Genomic DNA, 19779 nt, shown 5'->3' on the forward strand with positions numbered 1-19779 from the left:
AGCTGAGTATGCCAGCAAATAGGTTGGCATACTCAAGCCCTAACGCTTATCAATGCACACTTAATTTGAGTCACAAGTAAGGAGCTAGATGATGAAAAACAGTTTATTGACCACGTCATTTTTGTTCGTTATCGGTGTATCTGCAATGCCATTGACTGTGAGCGCATGTGGTGGCGATGTCGATATGACTGTCCCGCATATTCATGACGAAAATGGCTTTATGATTGCGATTAAACAGGCTAATAACCAACCGTTAAAGCACATTGATATTAATCAGATTTTTGCTGGTGAGTTAGCCAATCATGATAGCCACGATAGCCATCAGCACCATGATCATAATCTCCACCATGAGCATAATCATCACCATGACGAACAACAGGTTAATCATCTACACGCACCAGAGTAATACCAAAGCAATTAGCTGAGTCATTACATTAGTCAATGAAATCAGAAGGCATTTTTCAATGTCGTCACATGGAAGTTCACTGATCTTCGCGACGTTATTAACACTTTCAGCCAACGAGCGTGAGTTGTTATTGACCTAACTTTTCAACATGTTTGCACCATGGTGAATGTTAAAGAGGAAAGGATATGAACGTTTTAAAAAGTATTTTCCGAGTAATATTTATTATATGTAAAGTATTACTGAAGTTTATGAGCTTTATGGCAGTTATGATTGCCGGCGCTTATCTGCTTGCCCCAATGGGCACAATCAATTCTAAAGATATCGATTTAACCCAATTCAGTAATACCCCTAATGACGCCATGATGATGATTTTTAACTCTGAGTATTTCAGTGGTTATCTGTTTTCGGTCACTATCGCGCTCGCCTTATTTGTTGCTTACTTATTGTGGGATCTTCATGAAGTCGCGGTACATAAAGCCGAAGAAAAGAAGAGTTCGCATATTCAATTAGTGTTTGCCTTGTCTCTTTGTGGCTTATTTGTCCATAAAGCTTGGTGGGTACTTGCCATCATTATCGCTTTTGCTAATTGGGAACAATTAGGAAAGTCACTCAGTAATATTATCCGTAATAGCCGCTTCGAAAAGGAGCGACAAGATGTTGTCGGTAATGCTGACAATGCAGCACTGGCACTTAATCAGTCTGAAACAAAAGTTGAGGTGAAGTCATGAAAGAAGTGATGATCCCGTACATTTTATTAATGTGGATTTTAGTCTCTACCGGTGCAATCAAATGGACATTGAAAAGTGCATTTTGGATAGTCTCTGGCGGGGTATTAATTCTGGTGTTATTAGGTGTGTTATCACGCTTATGGGCACCTGTGGATTTAACCTATTCATCGACCATTAAAGCTCCGCATTCTGTGCTTTCAACCGTACTTCGCGAGCAAATTGATGAGATCCATGTTGAGCATAACCAGTACGTCGAAAAAGGTGATGTGATTTATACCTTAATCGATACTAGCTCAAATGCTGACTTGGAAAATATCAATGCATCCATCGTGACTCAAGAAGAGTCTATCGCGCAGATGCTACGTGATATTAAGCGTGCTGAGATTTCTCCTGAAATCTTTAAAGAACGCGATATCGAGAGCTACCAATCGCAACTACGTATTGCTCGCTCAAGTTTAGTATCGCTGCATGCCGATTATAAGCGTGTTGAGTTTGAACAAGACAGAAAGACGGTTCGTGCGCCTTTTGATGGTCAAGTTGCAGTGGTCAATGTCGCTGATGGCAGCCGTATGGGTAATATGCATTTATATGATACTTCTCGTAAATTTTTAGAGATGCGCATACCAGATCAAACCTTTAGATATGTTGAAAAAGGCCAATTTGCTGAGTTTTATGTTGATGCATACCCAGGGGAAGTGTTCCGCGCCAAAGTACATAGCTTTACCGCGGGTACTGGTGAGTCATCTATCTCGCCACTTCAAGGCCCTCAAAGCGTCCGTCAACATGTTGGGGCAAACACTAGCTCTCACGGCCGCACTGTCATTTTAGAAATCTTTGAGCCTGAAGGGAAAATTATTCCAATTGGGGCGACCGGCTCGGCGTGGATTGCAGCGAAAAAGCCACATGCTTTCTTTGGTTTTATTGACGTAATTGGCGCTGCCACAGTCAGACTTCATTCTTATAAATCTTATCTCAACGCCATGTAATTGTGCTGGCTAGGTCTTCACTGGCATTAACTGAAACCTAGCCTACTCATCCATCAAAGATGACTCATTTGGAATAACCATGAAACAACATACTATTTCGATTATTGCGCTATCAATGTTAGTCGCAACCAACGCCAATGCTGGTGCTTATATGTTCCCAGAATTAGGAATGATGAGTAACAGCACAGCTGGAGCAGGAGCAGGAGCACAAGCAATTGCAGAAGGCGCAGAAACAGCTTTTGCTAACCCCGCAGCTATGTCTGAGTTTGATACGCCAGTGATGGCATTTAATATTCAAGGCATGGTATCGAGTATTGATTATACCGATAGCGGTTCAACGGGGGTTTTTGCTGGTGGCGATGATCAAACTGCCGCTGGTACTAGCATGCCTGTAGGTTCTTTTTATTATATTCAACCTATTAATGACAAATGGACTGCTGGTGTCGCTTTGGCTTCAAGTGGCGGTTCGCTGATTGACTACGGCCCTGATTATGCAGGCGCTTTATTACTACAAGATGCGCAGTTGCTGACTGTGCAACTTAACCCAAGTGTGTCATATAAAGTGAATGAACAGCTGTCATTTGGCGTTGGGTTAGTGTCTGAATTGGGTGTGTTAGAGCAGAATTTGGCTGGCAGCACCGATGGTATTATTCCGAAAATTGAAGTCACTGGTGACAGTCTAGATTTTGGTTATACCTTGAGTAGTTTTTATAAAATCGATGCTAATAACCAAATCGGTTTTACATATCGCTCGGAAATCGATCATGAATTAGATGGCGAAGTCACTGCCTTAGGTGCAAGTAACGACTCATCAATTAATGTGGTTATGCCGGCGATGGCATTATTAAGTGGTCATCATCAATTGACCGCAGACACAGCAATGATGTGGAGTCTAGGCTGGACTGATTTCAGTAAAATTGCTGAAACACCTGTGACACTAACCAATGCAAGCGGCGGCATTGCTCGCGATTGGAAAGATACCGTTTCAGCCAGTGTTGGGGTGCATTACCAGCTTAACAGTAAGTGGCGTTTAGAAAGTGGTGTTTATTATGAGACATCACCTCAAGATGATCCGACTTATCAGTACCCTGATGTACCAACAGGTGAAATTTGGAAGTTGGGTATGGGCGCAAGTTATGAGCTGAACTCACAATGGCGCTTACAGATGTATTATGAGTATTTATATGCAGGTCAATCGAGTATTGAATATACCTTGTTAGAAGGTTCGCCATTGGAGAGTACGCTACAAGGCGATTACGATATCGATTTACACTTTTTTGGCTTGTTGATGAATTATCGTTTCTAGTCATTTATGTTTTATCGCTAATTAGCGCTTAAAACAGAGTAGATACAGCCAGCGTAGAAAACGACTAGCCGCTATTTAAATAGCGGCTTTTTTATTTCTTGTATCGGTTATTTAATGGTTAATTTCGAGCAGATATTAATTGGCAATTGCTGTGCCGTGGGCAGTGGTACGCTGCTTTACATGCTGCATAATATTTAAATAGGTATCGACCCACAGTAAGTCTCGGTTATCGCTCAAATACTGCAGTAATTCATTGTGAGCTTGATTGCTGACGCTTAAGTAATCTTCTTCAATGCCGTGAAATAATATGTTGGCAATGCCCCCTTGTTGCTGGGCTTGCTTGACAAAATTAATCAAGGTTTCGCCATCTACATTTTCAGGCATTAATAGCAAATCGAACTTTGGAGCCAGTTGTGGGTTGTAACCTTTTATAGCGACAAAGTTTTCACGTATGGCATCAATATAATTACCATCTGCGGCATAAAAATCACCGCATGGCGGCGTAAAAGTACGCTCAGTTTGTTGGTCTATGGCTTGGAGGAAGGTATTGGCGGTTTCGATTTCTTGCTGCATTTGCGCCACGGTTTTAGTATCAATATTATTGTGAGGCTCGACCCACTCACGTCCTTCAATACTTTTACTGCAGGCATGGAATAAGGTGTGGTTGCCCAGTTCGTGGCCATCAGCGGCAATATCACGCCATCGCGCTAGAGCGGTTTGGGTACCAGAATTAGATAGCGTGAGATAAAAAGAGGCTTTAAAACCATGCTTATTTAACGCTGGAATTGCGTAGTTTAATTGACTGAGTAGTGCATCATCATAAGATAAACTCACCGCAGCTTGATAATGATTGGGCCAGTTAATATTCGCATGGTTTGTAGGTGCCTGGTTTGTTGCAGCTAGGTTTGTTGCAGCTAGGTTTGTTGCAGCATATGCAGTGCTAGTGATTTGTAAGATCGATAACGCCAAAAGGGTGATGGCTGATGCAAGATTTTGGCGCAACATAACTAATCCTTGTACTTGTAATGGTGTATTGAATTGTAATGGTGTATTGAATTGCTTTTTCAGCTTATAGCCATCAAGTTTCAACACCACTGACTGAAGCGGCTCATTAAGTAAAAAACTGGTTTCGTCTTAGTCGTCAGCGTGAACGTGTTTATAAAGTAACAATGCCAGCCATGAAAGCAATCAAATTTATGGCGTGTGGCTATTCATGTAATGAATGGGGCAAAGGGATATAACCAATGATGACTTTTGATATAAATGACTTTTGATATAAATGACTTTTGATACAAATAAATAGTGCCTAGAGATATAAATGACTTTTGATATAAATGAATGGTGCCTAGAGATATAAATAAATGATGCGCAATGAACACAGTAAAAAGGGGCGTTAATGCAATCATTAACGCCCCTATACGTTTTGTTGAGACCAATAAAACGCTTAGTTTCTTACCGCTTGACCTGGGTAGATATCTTTTAACACCACAGAGTCATTAACAATAACGGTACCGTTAATCAATACATAGGGAATACCCGTTGTTGGTAAACCAGCATCGGTTAACGTGGCGTTATCTGTTACGGTTGCAGGGTCAAAAATAGTAATATCTGCATCACTGTTCACTTGAATACGACCTTTATTTTCCATAGCTTGCACACCGTTTTCTTGTAAGTATTGCGCAGGCTTGTAGCTCATTTTAGAGATAGCGGTCATGAGTGGCATGATGTTTTGCTCACGCACTAAACGTAATACTTTGCCATGAGTTCCCGCCGCTCTTGGGTGACCTTGTAAGCCTTCATAAGGTGTATCGAAGTCAACAGCCATTTGCCCTGTTTCTGAAACGGTTAGTGGCATTGCATCACTGCCAACATGAACATTTGGATCCACTAACGCATCTAGCATGCCTTGCTTAGAAATGCCTGCAAAAATCACTGATGCACTTGGGTTGCTTGCCACTAACTCATCGTAACGCTCTTTAGTTAACGGTTTCATGGTTGCCACTTCAATAATGTCTTTATAAGTTCTCCCCATGTTTGGACCATAGTTATCAGGGTTGAGGTAATCTGCACTAGCAATGGTTGCGCCTTGATAGTATGGGTAAACTTCTGCTGAAACCTTTAGTCCAGCTTTACGCGCATCACCGATCATTTTTAATGCTTCAGGTGTTTTCTCTAAAGATTGTTGGTGGATATGTTGGATCAGTAAGCCGCCGCCATAAATACCTACATTTGAGATCATTTCTTGGAAGCCTAAAATGCCAGTCGTTGCCGGCTTTTGACTTGAGAAGCGGCCATGTAAATAGGTTGATGAACCATATTTAGCTGCGGTTTCTTGCCATGAAATGGTTTCTTCTGATGTCGTACCTACTGACATATAGCCTACAGGGACACCAACACCGATTGCGCCTTGCTTCATTTCTTCTTCAACCATTTGGTTGATCTGGCCAATTTGTTCTTTGTTAGGTAAGAAGGTGGCTACTGCCATATTGGCATGTGAATGCTCATGTTCATGCTGCTCAAATAAGTCAGTAACAAGTGATGCTGTGTTTGAGTGATATTCTGGGTTAATAATCGATTCACGTATGCCTGCGGGTGATACTGATGTGCCGTAGTTGGTCATCGACTTGCCTTCAAGTCGGTCGTAGAAAGTATTAACAGGGTAAGAGCCCATCTCTAAATCTAACGGGGTCGTTACACCGTCACGTAAGTGCAATTTTTGGCCAAATGGAATGTTTGATACGTGGGAGTGAGTGTCAATAAACCCAGGCGCAACCACTAAACCCTTGGCATTGATTGATTGCTTACCTTCGATGATGTCTTTGGTAATGCTTAAAATTTTACCATCTTTAATACCAATATTGGCGACTTGATCAAAACCTGTTTCAGGATCCATCACACGTCCTTCGTTGAGGACAATATCAAAGTCTTGTGCTTGAACTTGACCACCAATGAGTGCCATTGCGATAACCAATGGAGTGATTTTGCTGACTATTTTCATGATTATTCCTCGAGTTAGAAAGATGGACATTAAATCCATCGTATTCAGGCAGCGTGTTTGCCTGTTGAATGACGAGTAATTTACTGGCTAATTGTAAAAAAGTGATATCTCTTGGAGAGGACATGATCATCATCCTTGATGGTTTACTGACCATTTTGTGTAATTGAAAGGCTTTTATTCCCGAGTGGCTGGTTTTATTGTGCATGTTTTATCTGCATTGAAGCGTGTGATGATGGAATTGTCATCGCTTGGCGATTATCTGGATTTAAGAAGTGATTTTATTATCTCGGTTTACACCAATACCGGAGATGGCACTAATGAAACGATCGACCTTAGCTACACTTTTATTGAGCACACTATTGTTTACTGGCACTTATTCCTCGGCAATCGTTGCCGAAGAAAAACCTGAACATGACCCTTCTGATTTAACCAAAGCAACGACATCCGGCTACGCCGCGATGAGCAATAAAGGGGACTTGAAGGTGTCTATTTCAGGTTCGTTTAGTGTCAGTCCCACCCAAGAAGGAATGCTGACGCTAGAAGGGACGATGAACAATGAAGGTGAGTATAGCGACAGTCGTTTACAATACTTTCATGTGTTTGATTTAGAAAGTACAGCCGTACCTAAGGTCGCGATGTCATTGGATATGATTAACAATGATACTTTTACCACGGCGGCTATTGGCGGAATTGCATCGATTACGTTACCGAGTGACAAGGTTAATTTATTCGTAAGAGCAGGCGTGCTAGGTGGTGAATACAGTGATGATTTTGTCGAGATGATGGGGGAGTCAGACACGGCAACTTATGGGGCAACAGGCGATATCTTCTTGATTTTGAAAACGGGCAATGATGGCACCTATTTTATGATTAACCCTGAATATACCTACATGACAGGCAGTATTGAAACATCGGTGCTAAAAACCACATTAGAAGTCGCGACACCATTAAGCCAAGACAAAACTCGTTGGGGTCAGATTAAGATTGAAAATACGCTAGCAAGTACGTCATCAACTCATTTTGATTACTCAGCTGATGAGACTGTTGTTTGGGCGCTATACAAGGCTTATTTTTAATCGAGTGCCAATCTTATCTGGCGGCTGCTCACGATGTATGTGCGGTTTTTCCGTGTTGATTGTCGTGTTGATTACCGTGTTAATTGTCATGTAACTGATGTAAAAAAGCGACGTTGAGTCGCTTTTTTATTGCTTGTTTTTTATGACGAGCATGTTTTCAGTAAAGGTTTGCTATTGAACATGCTGGCCTAGTGATGTGTATCGATAAAACGCCTCTTTAATCGACTTTTTAACTTCAATAATGGGTTTTGTTTTTAAACTCCACAAAGCCAGTGGAACGTAATAGTCATCGCTAATTTGCGGACATTGTATTTGCAGTAGATTATTGGTGGCGTTGGCATGGTCTTGATGTTTTGGGAGTAACGCCCAGCCTAAATTATCGTTGACTAATTTGATGGCGAGCGACAATTGATCCACAACATCATAATGGGGTGACAAGGTGATTTTTTTTGCCATATTTTCATCTAAAAAAGATTTTAGAATAATTTGTTTTGATGATTGCAGCGCGGTGAACACTTCATTGCTATCGAGCTTGGCGATATCACTATTGCGATTAACATACGGAGCAAAAGGCATTTGGCCGAGTAAGACATAATCTAAGTTACTCATGGCGCTGGCATTTGTAATATTCACAATACCAAAATGAATCGACTCATCTTCAATTCCCGCTCGGATCTCTTGCTGAGTACGCACTAATAGACGTACCCGCATATTAGGAAAGTCAGAGGTGAGCTGTGCTCTGATCAATGACAAGGCTGTGTGTGGAATAAAGCTGTTATAAGCGATTGTTATTGAATCAAGTTCACCGTAGGAAAGACTAAGCGCGACTTTATCGAAAGTTTTGACTTGTTCTAAGGCTTGCTTAGCGTAATGGTACAGTAAACTGCCTTCGTGGGTTGGGGTGACTTTTCGAGCGCCTCGTTCAAATAAAATCACTGCTACTTGGTCTTCTAAATTGCTGATCACTTGTCCAACAGTCGTGCGGTGTTTATTGAGTTTGATTGCGGCTTTACTGATTGATTGTTCTTCATAAACAATCACGAAAGCTTGCAGCTGCTCTAGACTAAAATTCATTTACCGCTCCGAGGTTGGTTGCATCAGATTCCATATTATTATTAGCATAACTGAACTCAAGTGATGTTGCTGTTTGATTTTACGCTGTTTTCAATAAAAATGGCTGATGATGCAATGTCTGATGATGCAATGTCTGATGATGCAATGTCTGATGATGCAATGTCTGAAGATCGTAATGAGCTGCGTTAGCTTTAAAACGTCGTTGTATTTGATGGGGCAGATAAAAATAGGGCATAACATGGAAATGTTATGCCCTAAAATCGTGAACGGTAAAGATGCATTGCAGTATCAAGTTATAACTCTGACTCACCATCCATTTTTCTAAACAGCCAGTCGGGTAATTTATGCCAGCTTCCATAATTAGGATTGCTATTGAGTACCTTATCTTGACTTCGCCACTGGATATCCCCGTTTTCTTGTTGGGTTACATGCCAAAAAAGCGTGGCTTTTTGTTGTAAAAGGTACTGGTGTAGATGCTCGGCAAACTCAGTGCTGTGAACGAACAAGCCAAACTCTATGTTTAAGAAATCTGAGCGTGGGTCAAAATTTGATGACCCCACATAAGAGACGTGATTATCTAGAATAATGGTCTTGTTATGGTAGTAAGTATCACCATGGTAAAAATGATCGTCATTTTTGGCCGTGTCTTTATATTCATATATATCGACTCCCATATCCAATAAGGTTTGACGGTGCTTTTCATAATATGCCGGGATAAATAGCGAATCATTTGAGGCTGACGAGTTGGTCACTAACGTGACTTTAGATGCTTGGGCTGTCAGGTTTGCAATGACCGTAAACTCGTTATCTGTCGGCACAATATAAGGGGTTGAAATAACGACATCCTTGGCTTGCTGTAACTCTTCACTGACCGTCATTTCAGCTCGTGTTCTGAAGTAAGGTAAACGGTCATGCATTTTTTGTAGTGAATCGAAAACAGGTGACACTGTCACATCAATAAACGCTGGGTTTGTCATGTTATTGATTGTTAATTCAATGTTTTGTGTTATTTCTGGGTGCTTTTTTTGGGTTTTAGCTAAGGCTTTAGAAAAGTAGCGTGTGTCGCTAATATCCGCATTCACCTTAATTAATTCACTCACAGGGACAACAAAGTCACTTTGCCATTGCTGTTCATAATTGGTTGCAAATGGCGCAATAATATCGCCAGTGAACAGCACATCTAAGTCGAAAAAGTTAGCCTCTTTACTGTAACCAAAATACTCGTCGCCAATGTTTCTACCGCCGAGGATCATTTGCTGATGATCGACGTTAAAGTACTTTTCATGCAAACGATTATCTAGCACTTCTTGATGGATTTGGAAATCAAAAGCACGGCCAACCCAGCCCATTTTTCGCGAGTTAAATGGGTTGAAAATTTTGATTTGGACATTAGGGTGTTTGTCGACATCCGCCAGCCATTTTTCATTAAAAACCAGTAAGTCATCTAAGGTTAGCCTGACCTTCACGCCACGGTCAGCTGCGAGTTTGAGCTCATTAAGTAAGGTGAGGCCTAAGGTATCGCCATTCCACGAAAAATAGGTCATATCGATGCTTGATTGTGCTTTTCTGACCAAATCAATTCGACGGGCAAAGGCTTCATTTGCCGCTGGAATTAAGTAAGCCTGTGCTTGATAGTCACGTTTTACAAACTGGCTTTCAAATCCTTCAGGGACACTTGGGTTAGGTGTGGCGCAGCCTGTCAGTAACAATATGCCGCAAAGCAATGTCAGCAGTGACATATGTTTAATAGGGGTAATTGACTTAATAGGGTTAAACAGCTTCATGAGGTATCCGTTAATCGTCAAAAAACGTCATAAAAAAGGCCAGTGAACTGGCCTATTTTTGGGGAGTTGTTAGGTATGACTAACAAAGAGTGAAATCTTGTGCTTTGATAGCGCTAAGTCACTGCTTATAGGTAACCTAAGATCAGGTTTAAATCTTCAAGTCCTTGTAAGCGACCTTGTCTAAGCGCCGGATCCGTACCTGGCTGTTTGCTATCCCAGTCTGACTCGAATGTATTGATTCCGTCTTCGTCGATTAACAACACGCTGTCGTTGTTGTATTGGTAGTTTTCAAATAATGCATCGCTAAACCACAGGCGAGACATTTTATCCATTAACGCTTGGTCTTTGCTGCTAACAGAGACTGGTGAACCATCAAGTTTCAGTGCTTTGTTAAATACAAATGGCAGTTCAGAGCCATTACACGCACCACTTATACAGCTGATAGTTTTAATCACATCGCCGATATCAAGATTGCCATCTTCACCTTCTGTGTTGTATGTCCATACGTTGAAACTTGCATGGTAACCAAACTGATAGAAGGTGGCGTCTACGTTATTTTCTTGGGTTTCTCGTGCTTGTTTACGTGAAGGTCCAGCAAATAACATGTCATTTAGCATCATTTTAAATTGCTTCATGTTGGTTAAAGCGCCCGATAATTCACTTTCATTGTTTGGATAAAAGTCTGCTAAATCGAGTAATGCATTGGTGGTGTCACCGTTACCAAGACCAAAGTAAAACTTAACAATGGCTTCATAGGCGCTGCTCGGTAAGATATCACCTAGCTCCACTTGCGCTTTAATATCATCAGCGGTTAGTTGAGCAATTTCTTGTTCAACTAAAGCCATGTTTTTCTCGTCAGCAAGCCAAGTTAGCATGGCTTGATTGATGTCACCTTGTTCGATTAACTCTGGATCGAGATTATTCATTAAGTTAATAATCGTTGGGATCAAGAAGGTTAAGCTTGGCAACATCGCGAAAGTATTGGCTTCTTCCGTATTCGAACCTACAACTGTCGGTACGGTAAAATGATCCAATGAAGGCTGAGTGGTTAAGTGGTAGCCTTTAATGGTTGAACCAAACGTTGGCTTATAATATTCAACGTATGGTGCAAATGGCATTAGATTAGCCATTGGGCTTGCTTCACCTGATATTTTGCTGGTTAAGCATAATCCGCTACCCACAAGGTTATCCAGATCAACACAGCTAAGCCCAGTCCAATCACCGATGCGACCAATTGGCGAGTTCACTTTAGCCTGAAGTGTCATCAGCTGTTCTAAAGGCATCTCCGCTAAACTTAACTCACTGAGTTCTGGCATTTCAGCTCGGGTGTCTTCAATTCTAGTGGCAAAGCTTTTAGCCTGATTGTAAGTGCGATAATCAAATCCAGCGGGGTTACTTTGCATAATAGCGCGAGTAAAATACTCACCAGCCATCGGCTCTTCAGTTGCTTCTTGTTGTAAAATGCCTACCGACATTGCACCAGCGCCTTGACCGATTAGGGTGATGTTTTCAATATCACCGCCAAAGTCAGCAATATGGTTATTGACCCACTCTAAAGCGCGCTTTTGATCGCCAAGACCATAGTTGCCGCCTTGATTGTCTTTAAGCCAGTGGCTGCCTAACATGCCAAGGCGATAGTTAAGTGTCACGGTAATAAATGGGTTACCTTCAGCAGCACCTTGAGCAACAACCGTATCGCCATGAATCAATGGCTCAGAGCCTGCGCCGTATTCAAAATCACCACCATGGATAAATACATAAACCGGTAGTACCACATCCGTTGACAGATCTGCTGGACGCCAAATATTCAAATTTAAACAATCTTCAGATTGAGGTTGTGATGTTGTTTTAAGCTGTGGACATGCAAAGCCAAATTCTGTCGCATTGACCGTTTCGTCCATATCAAGTTGCGCACTATGGCTAAAACGCTCTGCTGTTGCGTAAGTAATGCCCTTGAATGTTTCGATACTGGCAAGTGATTTTTCACCTGTCACTGAGGTCACAACATGAGACTCTTTTAGGGCTTCAACCTGACTTTGGCCGATGGTTAACGTCACCTCTTCAGTCGGAAGTGGCGTGACTTCTGGTGGCGGTGGTGTCGGTGTTGTTTCGTTATTATCATCGCTGCCAGAACAAGCTGCTAATGTGAATGCGATTGAAACAGCAAGTATGGTTTTATTGAATATTGTCATTTTCGTGTCCTGTAATGGCCTTATCGTCCAAACGTAACCTGTTATTTGCTAATAAGGCTGATTGATTATTGTTAAGGCCTGATAGCTAGGTTGTCTGCGAATGTGGCTGTATATTAATTGTTCAGCGCCTACATGCGTAATCGGTTATGTAGGATGAAACCCTCATGAAAATTTAGCCCTGAATGTCAGCCTTACCCGTTGAGGTGCGTGCAAGGAGAAATGACTCACTCAACTTGATAGAGTGAGGTCATTTGTTTTCTCAGGTAGTGTTTTGGGTTACATCAAGTCAATTTAGAAGTGGTAACCGAAATTCAGTGTGACTGCATTACGGGTTTCGCCTTTGTTATACAGCACAGTTAAGTTGTAGTGCTTACCAAATTGTTTGTTAAAACCAACAAGGTAAGCCCACTTATCTAGGTCAACTCCTACGTTGTAGAAGAACTCTTCACCGCCGAGTTCAACGCCTTGGATAGACCCTTCCATGTTAGGTTTTAGGCCTTGATATTCAGCACCAACAAAGATTTGTGCGCGGTAATCTGCTAACTGGTAACCCAGCATTGGTTGAACAGTTAAAATACCGTCGCCCCACTTATCTGTTCCGACCATTCTTGTTCTCGAGTAGCTACCTGTAACAGAGGCAAAGAACTGCTTGTAACCAACTGATAAAGTTGTTCCAACCCCCATTAGGTCGTATTCAAGATGCAGAGGTACGCTTAAGGTGCCAGAGTTACATAGTGCAGATAGCTCATTACAGAATGCATTACCTAAACCAGGTAACTTGTTGTTTAACTTATCTTGTAACTGACGACCAATTTCACCTGTGTATTCAGCATCAACTTTGGCATCAACATTAATTTTTCCGACGTAACCAAATACATTCCAAAAAGGCAAAATATTCACGTCACCACGTAAACTTAAACTTTCTGCATTCACTTGAGCTATCGATTTAAATGGGTCAAATAGCTCATTTAAATTGGCGCCCATAATGTCAAAGTCACTAAAGCCAAAATTCATATCTTGATTACGGTAAGCAACGGACACGCCGAACGGTAAAGGCACATCAATACCTTGACGGCGGACTAAATCCCCCATTAATGGGAATACGCGGTCTAGCTTCACGCTTTCTTCTTTGTAGCGAGGGTCTGATACTTGAGACAGACGTGCTTGGTTAACAACGGTTGATTCCATGTCACCATCGTAAAAAGCCACAGGTTCAACGATGGTTGCGATGCTAACGGCTGTGCCTTTTGAATTTTCACCATTGGCTTCGATGCGCTTGTTTTTAACGCCAACGTTACCATTGTCAAAAGTTTCAAAATTGACCACTTGTTGATAGTCATTAATACGGTAATTTTGATATGCAAAGTCACGGGTATTTTTGATAATCATTTTTACAGGTTGATTATTCTCAACCGTGATTTTGACTCGCATAAAACGAAAGTAAGCAATATCTTGTGGTAAGCCAAACTTAGAATAATTGAATGCGATTTCTACTTGGCCATTACCAAGCTCTGTTGCGATAACAGAGTTCGGATCATAACTTTGCGCATAGTTACGTAAGCGATACTCAATTTTAGTATTCGCTTCGATTTCTTTAATGATGTCTTCATTATCGTCAAGCTTTGCTGGGTCATATTTGATGCGAAGGTCAATGTTGCCTTTTTCGTCAGTATTTTGAATTAAAAACACTTCGGATTTACGCTCTTCATCGCCGACTTTGGTGGTGCGTGTGACGTGCTCAACCAAGTGCTCACCTTGTACTAATGAATTCAACCCAAGCTTAGGTAAATCATCTGCAATGCCGTATTTTTTGAAGATGGCTTTACCTGTCAAAATTTGCTGTTTTTCGCTCTGTTCAACAGGTTGAAATTCTTCAGCTACTGCATTCATTGGGCAATTGAGCGCCATTAAACTGATGCCAATAGATAAAGCTTGCTTCGGGAAAGAGGTTATCCAGTTTTTAGTAAAACTCATGTTGTTGCTGCTCCTACTGAACCACAAAACTATGTGTATTCAATCGTTATTGATGTCGACTAACGCGTCATCGTCAGTCGTGAATCTCATACAAACCTCGCTAAAAAGATGGCGCTCTTTAGTGTGTCGCACACGCTTTTTTGCATTGATGAAACTGTGTTGGCGAGCATTCTAGGGAGAAAGATTAAATCTAGTTAATCGCGTTTGTAGGATGGAATCCTCAGGTTGATTTTTAGTCTTTTACTTCTATTTACATTGGAGTTAATCAGTAATAGTGAGAGAGGGCAGTTGTTTTAGTGTTGTACAAAAGAAGGTTCATATATTGAGTTGAGGGTTAATTAGGTATTTATTCAAGTAACCCTCACTTTCACTTTATTAAGTGAGGGTTTCATCCTGCAAACGTGATTCAAACGAATAATTGTTTATCTCTATAATGTCGGCATTCAACCTATTAATTAGCTTTTTATGATTCAATCTTGCTGATTTTAAAGGGTTATTTATTCATGGTTAACGCACTGTAACACCGTGATTATCATGATATTTGAATATAAAGAGAGAGAAGATGAATTATTTTAAGCAGATGGCAGCATTATTGTTGCTGACTTTACTGGTAGGTTGCAGCACAACTCACCCCCTTGAGAATCGTGTGCCTGAACAAGGTTATCAGCTTGCCAGTGTTGCCAACAAAGCCAAGCTGCACTCTAAAGAGCCGTTACGATTTTGGGCTGGTGAGCAGTCTGACTTTCTATATTCAGAATTAACACAATCAACCCCACTCAGTGTTAACGGTGATGCGTTAAATATTTTAGTGTTATCAGGAGGAGGAGCTAAAGGTGCGTTTGGTGCAGGTGTCGTTAATGGCTTATATGATCATGACCAACTCGAACAATACACAATAGTGACAGGCGTAAGTGCGGGTGCGTTAATCGCGCCGTTTGCGTTTTTAGGTGGCGATGAAGTACCTAGATTAAAGCAGGTCATGTTAGGCATTAATGATAAAAAAGTCATTGGCAGTCGTAATTTTTTAAATACCTTATTTAAAGATGCTTTTACCAATGGTGACAACATGCTTGAGTTTATTGCCAAGGTCTATAATCCTGAAATGATCGAACAAATAGCCAAGCAACATCAAGCTGGGCGTCGACTATTTATCGGTACCACTCATTTTGATTCAGGCCGTTTATCGATTTGGAATATTGGTCAAATCGCCGACAGTGATATTGAAAACAAAGTGGCATTCATTCATCAAATACTTGCTGCAAGTTCATCAATTCCTGGTGTGTTTCCTCCACAGTTTATTCAAGTTCAATATCAAGGCGAGCAATACGAAGAGCTACACGTGGATGGCGGAATGTCAGCGCAAATGTTTTTTGAACCCGTCACAACCGATTATGACAAAGTATCTAAAGCGCTAGGTTTAACTCAGCAGCCATATATTCATGCGATCCGAAATGGCATGTTAACTATGCCTTATGAAGTAATACCTGATAAAGGTTTGCCATTATTGACGCGCAGTTTAAAGAGCTTAACCGTGCTGCAAAGCCGTGGTGATTTATACAAAATGCTTTATGACAGTGAACGACAACACATCGATTTACGCTTCACCTATGTCGACAACGAATTTGATGCGCCAACAGGCAGTAAAGACATGTTTGATGCTGAATATATGCAAGCGCTTTATGGCTATGGCTATAACAAAGTGGTTAAGGGGACGGTGTGGACCCAAGCAGTACCCAATTAAGCGCTTCGACTTTACAAATATTCCAATAAGGCAATTGGCTAGAAAAAATAGAAATGAGAGAGCGTTACTGAATTATCAACCTACTCGTTGGTTACTGCCACTCGCCACCATGTATTGTGGTGTGTTGAACCGCACATTTGCTCAAGGGCATTTTTAGTAACCAGTGCACGGATGCAAACTGTTAACCGGACTTTATGTCCGGTTTTTTTTGGCTATCGGTTGAGCCAAGTGTCAGCGGCGTCAATCCCCATTTTATAACCTTGCTCCAATATTGTTTGGTCAGTGGTGAGCCTCCCGACGTTAAACTCTGAAGGGGGGGCGATGAGGTTCACTTTACAATCAGCAGGTGGGTTTTCAATAAAATCGATGGCTTGGTTATAACTATTGGCTCGATTTACCATCGCCTCTGCTAATTTCGGATGTGTTTTTAAAGCGCGCCTTATTAACCATGGTATTTTAGGCGATTTTTTGCGGTAACCTAGCGGCCTTGATAGCACCACAGTGATCTCTTTTGCGCCCATTTCATACGCTTTTATTACCGGAATGGAATCGGCAATTCCACCATCGGTCATGGGGGAATCTTGGTATTCAGGAAAGTCTCTAAAAGCAATTGGGACTGAACAAGATGCTTTTAAAATCAATTCAATATTGTCTGCGGTCGCCTTTGTATAAACTGCGGCACCTGTGTTTATGTTGGTTGTTACCACAAATAAAGGAATGGTTTGATGGACAAAAGTATCCATATCAAAATGACACTCTTTAGCGAGAATATCCCATAGCCAATTGAGTTCCAGCCAATGTCCACCTCGGACAAATCGACCAAAATCGATAAACTCAGGTAGGCAAGAGTAATGGGTGATAATACGATAATTACGCTGTTTTTGGCGAGACAACCAAGACGCTAAATTAGTGGAACCGGCAGATACGCCAATGCAGAAATCGAAAGGGCGGTATTGATGTTCAATAAACCTATCTAATACGCCCGATGCAAAGATTCCTCGCATAGCTCCCCCTTCAACCACTAAAGCATGAGAGTTTATTTCCATGTTATTTATAATTGCATCCGTTGCTGTTTCAACTGGGTTCATGGTTATTATCTGAGGTAAGTGATGGCTTTATCTTAATAGCCATAGAGTAAAGACTCAATATAAGCACTTAGGGTTTAGCAGAGTAGGATGGTTTATTGTGGATTAATATGTCCACAATGTTTGGTGGAAATAGCTATGTTTCATCTGGCTGGTATTGGCTAGTATTCTCCCAACGAATTAATTCAAATGAATAGTTCACCAAAATCGTTCATCGAAATAGCTTATTGAGGAAGTACATCATGTCTCATCAAATTATCCAAGACTTAAACAATCGTTACACCGCTAAAAAATATGATGCTTCAAAGCGCATTTCTGCAGAAGATATGAATGTATTAAAAGAAGCCATTCGTTTATCGGCTTCTTCGATTAATTCGCAACCTTGGAAGTTTATCGTACTTGAAACTGACGCAGCGAAAAAACGTTTCAGTGACACGTTTGCTAACATGCATCAGTTTAATCAACCGCATGCGACCGAAGCATCGCACGTTATTTTATTTGCCCATAATCCACATTACACCAAAGATGATTATCGTAAAGTGGTTGATTCAGAAGTGGCATCAGGTCATTTACCTGCAGAAATGTACGACAACATGCTTAATGGTGCATACGCTTTTGCCGACCTTAATACCGACGAAAGTGGTTTTAACGGTAACTGGACTAAAGCCCAAACCTATATCGCAATTGGTAATACTTTGCATGTACTTGCACGTTTAGGTATTGATTCAACACCAATGGAAGGGGTTGATCCTGAGTTAATTGGTGAAATTTTCAAAGATGAATTAAACGGTTATGAGTGTCAGTTTGCTTTGGCTATTGGTTACCATAAAGATGGTGAAGATTATAACCATGGTCTACCTAAAGCACGTTTACCTGAAGCTGATGTGATTACTGTTTTATAGTCGCATTGGTTTACTAAAAAAGCTCAAGCAATTGCTTGAGCTTTTTTGTATTTGCCACTATTTTTGCTGTCACTTATCGGCCTGAAAATAGGGCAGAACCTTTTTCATAAAACAGTCATAAAAACTGACAGAGTTACTTGTCAGCATTGGTTGAGCCAATTTTGTGAATGGCTAAATCAGCACCCATATATTCATCTTCTTGGCTTAAACGTAAGCTAGATATTTTATGAACAATACCGTAAACAATCACGCCGCCTACGATGGCAAAAGCAACACCCACAAGTGTGCCAACCAGTTGCGACATAATGCTTACACCACCAAGACCGCCTAAGCTCTGTTGTCCAAATATACCAGCAGCAACACCGCCCCAAACACCGCATAATCCATGCAAAGGCCAAACACCTAATACATCATCAATTTTGGTGCTGCGTTGAAGTTTAGTGAATACAAAAACAAATAAGCCACCGGCAACACCACCGACGACAAAAGCGCCAACCGGATGCATTAAATCAGAACCTGCACAAACAGCAACTAACCCAGCTAGTGGGCCATTATGGATAAACCCTGGATCATTTTTACCGACAATTAACGCGATAATCGTGCCGCCAACCATGGCCATTAAACTATTTAGTGCCACAAGGCCACTTATGCCATCTAAGGTTTGTGCTGACATGACATTAAAACCAAACCAGCCGACAATTAATATCCATGAACCTAATGCTAGAAAGGGAATGTTAGATGGGGCAAAGGCGACTCCGGGCTTACGGCCACCACGAACACCTAAAAAGTACACAGCAACTAATGCTAACCAACCGCCCATACCATGTACTACAACAGAGCCAGCAAAGTCATGAAACTCTGCGCCAAAGGTGTTGCCTAACCATGCTTGAAATCCATAGTTACCATTCCATATCATGCCCTCAAACAGTGGGTATACAAACGCCACAATCAATGCTGAGGCAAATAAGAAGGGGCGAAAGCTACCACGCTCAGCAATACCGCCAGAAACAATGGCGGGAATAGCGGCGGCAAAGGTGAGTAAGAAAAAGAACTTCACTAAGTCATAGCCATTATTGGCAGCTAATGTCTCTGCACTAACAAAGAAGTGGCTGCCGTAAGCGATTTGATAGCCAATGACAAAATAGGCAACGGCTGAAAAAGCAAAATCAGTTAAAATCTTAACTAATGCGTTCACTTGGTTTTTATGTCTAACAGTTCCCACTTCTAAAAATGCAAAACCTGCGTGCATCGCTAGCACCATAATTGCACCAAGAAGGATAAAAACGGTATCCGCACTTTGTGCAATTACCCCGATCGCGTCACTGATATTGTCCATTTATGCTCCCCAAAGCTATTCTCTTATTTATAATTCAGTCACTTAGTGAAGCAAGAATTATTCCTATGTTGTTAATTTGTTAAATGCTGGCGGGGCGAAAATGGTGCGGTTAGATAAAAATTCCATCATAACAATAAGTTCTATGATCGATATCGGTGCGATTTTTCTGCAGCTTTAGGTTGAGTGATTAA

General features: G+C 41.3%; 16 protein-coding genes. 8 read left to right on the forward strand and 8 right to left on the reverse strand.

Annotated features, from left to right (window positions below):
- The first annotated feature begins 88 nt into the window (after positions 1-88).
- The 4 genes from QPX86_RS04800 to QPX86_RS04815 all read left to right on the forward strand — a co-directional run bounded on the left by QPX86_RS04800 (position 89) and on the right by QPX86_RS04815 (position 3426).
- The gene (locus QPX86_RS04800; protein ID WP_285164508.1) at positions 89-406 is read left to right on the forward strand and encodes a hypothetical protein; all 318 of its coding nucleotides are present in this window, start codon (positions 89-91) and stop codon (positions 404-406) included.
- Between the two features lie 185 nt (positions 407-591).
- Positions 592-1134 (forward strand): magnesium transporter, encoded by a 543-nt coding sequence (locus QPX86_RS04805; RefSeq protein ID WP_285164509.1) that lies wholly within the window; start codon positions 592-594, stop codon positions 1132-1134.
- Positions 1131-2120 carry an efflux RND transporter periplasmic adaptor subunit gene (locus QPX86_RS04810; RefSeq protein WP_119969129.1) on the forward strand — a complete coding sequence of 330 codons (990 nt, stop codon included), beginning with the start codon at positions 1131-1133 and terminating at the stop codon, positions 2118-2120. Before QPX86_RS04805 ends, QPX86_RS04810 begins: the two co-directional genes overlap by 4 nt.
- Positions 2121-2199: 79 nt before the next feature.
- Complete coding sequence (locus tag QPX86_RS04815) at positions 2200-3426, forward strand: OmpP1/FadL family transporter (protein ID WP_285164510.1); 1227 nt, start codon at positions 2200-2202, stop codon at positions 3424-3426.
- A 135-nt stretch (positions 3427-3561) separates the two neighbouring features.
- Here QPX86_RS04815 and QPX86_RS04820 read toward each other — a convergent pair whose 3' ends face one another.
- Complete coding sequence (locus QPX86_RS04820; RefSeq protein WP_285164511.1) at positions 3562-4431, reverse strand: polysaccharide deacetylase family protein; 870 nt, start codon at positions 4429-4431, stop codon at positions 3562-3564.
- A 439-nt stretch (positions 4432-4870) separates the two neighbouring features.
- The gene (locus tag QPX86_RS04825; protein WP_285164512.1) at positions 4871-6424 is read right to left on the reverse strand and encodes an amidohydrolase family protein; all 1554 of its coding nucleotides are present in this window, start codon (positions 6422-6424) and stop codon (positions 4871-4873) included.
- A gap of 317 nt (positions 6425-6741) precedes the next feature.
- Here QPX86_RS04825 and QPX86_RS04830 point away from each other — a divergent pair, with 317 nt between their 5' ends.
- The gene (locus QPX86_RS04830) at positions 6742-7500 is read left to right on the forward strand and encodes a hypothetical protein (RefSeq protein ID WP_119969126.1); all 759 of its coding nucleotides are present in this window, start codon (positions 6742-6744) and stop codon (positions 7498-7500) included.
- A 171-nt stretch (positions 7501-7671) separates the two neighbouring features.
- Here the strand turns inward: QPX86_RS04830 and QPX86_RS04835 are convergent, their stop codons facing one another.
- Positions 7672-8574, reverse strand: coding sequence for a LysR family transcriptional regulator (locus tag QPX86_RS04835; RefSeq protein ID WP_285164513.1), 903 nt, complete (start codon positions 8572-8574; stop codon positions 7672-7674).
- Between the two features lie 60 nt (positions 8575-8634).
- On the opposite strand from QPX86_RS04835, the gene QPX86_RS04840 reads away from it, so the two are divergent.
- Positions 8635-8763, forward strand: a complete 129-nt coding sequence (locus QPX86_RS04840; protein ID WP_285164514.1) for a hypothetical protein — start codon at positions 8635-8637, stop codon at positions 8761-8763.
- 104 nt (positions 8764-8867) lie between these two features.
- On the opposite strand, the gene QPX86_RS04845 is transcribed toward QPX86_RS04840, so the two are convergent.
- The 3 genes from QPX86_RS04845 to QPX86_RS04855 form a co-directional block, all read right to left on the reverse strand.
- Positions 8868-10358, reverse strand: coding sequence for a phospholipase D family protein (locus QPX86_RS04845; protein ID WP_285164515.1), 1491 nt, complete (start codon positions 10356-10358; stop codon positions 8868-8870).
- A gap of 125 nt (positions 10359-10483) precedes the next feature.
- Positions 10484-12550: a carboxylesterase family protein gene (locus QPX86_RS04850; RefSeq protein WP_285164516.1), complete on the reverse strand. Its 2067-nt coding sequence runs from the start codon at positions 12548-12550 to the stop codon at positions 10484-10486.
- A gap of 291 nt (positions 12551-12841) precedes the next feature.
- The gene (locus tag QPX86_RS04855) at positions 12842-14524 is read right to left on the reverse strand and encodes a hypothetical protein (RefSeq protein ID WP_285164517.1); all 1683 of its coding nucleotides are present in this window, start codon (positions 14522-14524) and stop codon (positions 12842-12844) included.
- Positions 14525-15086: 562 nt separating this feature from the next.
- Here QPX86_RS04855 and QPX86_RS04860 point away from each other — a divergent pair.
- Positions 15087-16265, forward strand: a complete 1179-nt coding sequence (locus tag QPX86_RS04860) for a patatin-like phospholipase family protein (RefSeq protein WP_285164518.1) — start codon at positions 15087-15089, stop codon at positions 16263-16265.
- A 212-nt stretch (positions 16266-16477) separates the two neighbouring features.
- On the opposite strand, the gene QPX86_RS04865 is transcribed toward QPX86_RS04860, so the two are convergent.
- Entirely contained in the window at positions 16478-17311 is an 834-nt protein-coding gene (locus QPX86_RS04865; protein ID WP_407696628.1) for a patatin-like phospholipase family protein, read from the reverse strand.
- Positions 17312-17592: 281 nt separating this feature from the next.
- On the opposite strand from QPX86_RS04865, the gene QPX86_RS04870 reads away from it, so the two are divergent.
- Positions 17593-18252 (forward strand): NAD(P)H-dependent oxidoreductase, encoded by a 660-nt coding sequence (locus QPX86_RS04870; protein ID WP_285164520.1) that lies wholly within the window; start codon positions 17593-17595, stop codon positions 18250-18252.
- 133 nt (positions 18253-18385) lie between these two features.
- On the opposite strand, the gene QPX86_RS04875 is transcribed toward QPX86_RS04870, so the two are convergent.
- A complete protein-coding gene (locus tag QPX86_RS04875) occupies positions 18386-19588 on the reverse strand; it encodes an ammonium transporter (protein ID WP_285164521.1) in 1203 nt (400 codons plus the stop codon).
- Positions 19589-19779 lie beyond the last annotated feature (191 nt).

The organism is Shewanella goraebulensis (genome assembly GCF_030252245.1).
In the GTDB taxonomy this organism is placed as follows: Bacteria; Pseudomonadota; Gammaproteobacteria; order Enterobacterales; family Shewanellaceae; genus Shewanella; species Shewanella goraebulensis.

Excerpts from the sequence above, each read along its gene's own strand:
- QPX86_RS04810 (WP_119969129.1), top strand. The coding sequence starts at position 1,131 with ATGAAAGAAGTGATGATCCCGTACATTTTATTAATGTGGATTTTAGTC.
- QPX86_RS04800 (WP_285164508.1), top strand. The coding sequence starts at position 89 with ATGATGAAAAACAGTTTATTGACCACGTCATTTTTGTTCGTTATCGGT.
- QPX86_RS04815 (WP_285164510.1), top strand. The coding sequence starts at position 2,200 with ATGAAACAACATACTATTTCGATTATTGCGCTATCAATGTTAGTCGCA.
- QPX86_RS04830 (WP_119969126.1), top strand. The coding sequence starts at position 6,742 with ATGAAACGATCGACCTTAGCTACACTTTTATTGAGCACACTATTGTTT.
- QPX86_RS04825 (WP_285164512.1), bottom strand. The coding sequence starts at position 6,424 with ATGAAAATAGTCAGCAAAATCACTCCATTGGTTATCGCAATGGCACTC.
- QPX86_RS04835 (WP_285164513.1), bottom strand. The coding sequence starts at position 8,574 with ATGAATTTTAGTCTAGAGCAGCTGCAAGCTTTCGTGATTGTTTATGAA.
- QPX86_RS04875 (WP_285164521.1), bottom strand. The coding sequence starts at position 19,588 with ATGGACAATATCAGTGACGCGATCGGGGTAATTGCACAAAGTGCGGAT.
- QPX86_RS04870 (WP_285164520.1), top strand. The coding sequence starts at position 17,593 with ATGTCTCATCAAATTATCCAAGACTTAAACAATCGTTACACCGCTAAA.
- QPX86_RS04855 (WP_285164517.1), bottom strand. The coding sequence starts at position 14,524 with ATGAGTTTTACTAAAAACTGGATAACCTCTTTCCCGAAGCAAGCTTTA.
- QPX86_RS04820 (WP_285164511.1), bottom strand. The coding sequence starts at position 4,431 with ATGTTGCGCCAAAATCTTGCATCAGCCATCACCCTTTTGGCGTTATCG.
- QPX86_RS04865 (WP_407696628.1), bottom strand. The coding sequence starts at position 17,311 with ATGGAAATAAACTCTCATGCTTTAGTGGTTGAAGGGGGAGCTATGCGA.
- QPX86_RS04805 (WP_285164509.1), top strand. The coding sequence starts at position 592 with ATGAACGTTTTAAAAAGTATTTTCCGAGTAATATTTATTATATGTAAA.
- QPX86_RS04860 (WP_285164518.1), top strand. The coding sequence starts at position 15,087 with ATGAATTATTTTAAGCAGATGGCAGCATTATTGTTGCTGACTTTACTG.
- QPX86_RS04845 (WP_285164515.1), bottom strand. The coding sequence starts at position 10,358 with ATGAAGCTGTTTAACCCTATTAAGTCAATTACCCCTATTAAACATATG.
- QPX86_RS04850 (WP_285164516.1), bottom strand. The coding sequence starts at position 12,550 with ATGACAATATTCAATAAAACCATACTTGCTGTTTCAATCGCATTCACA.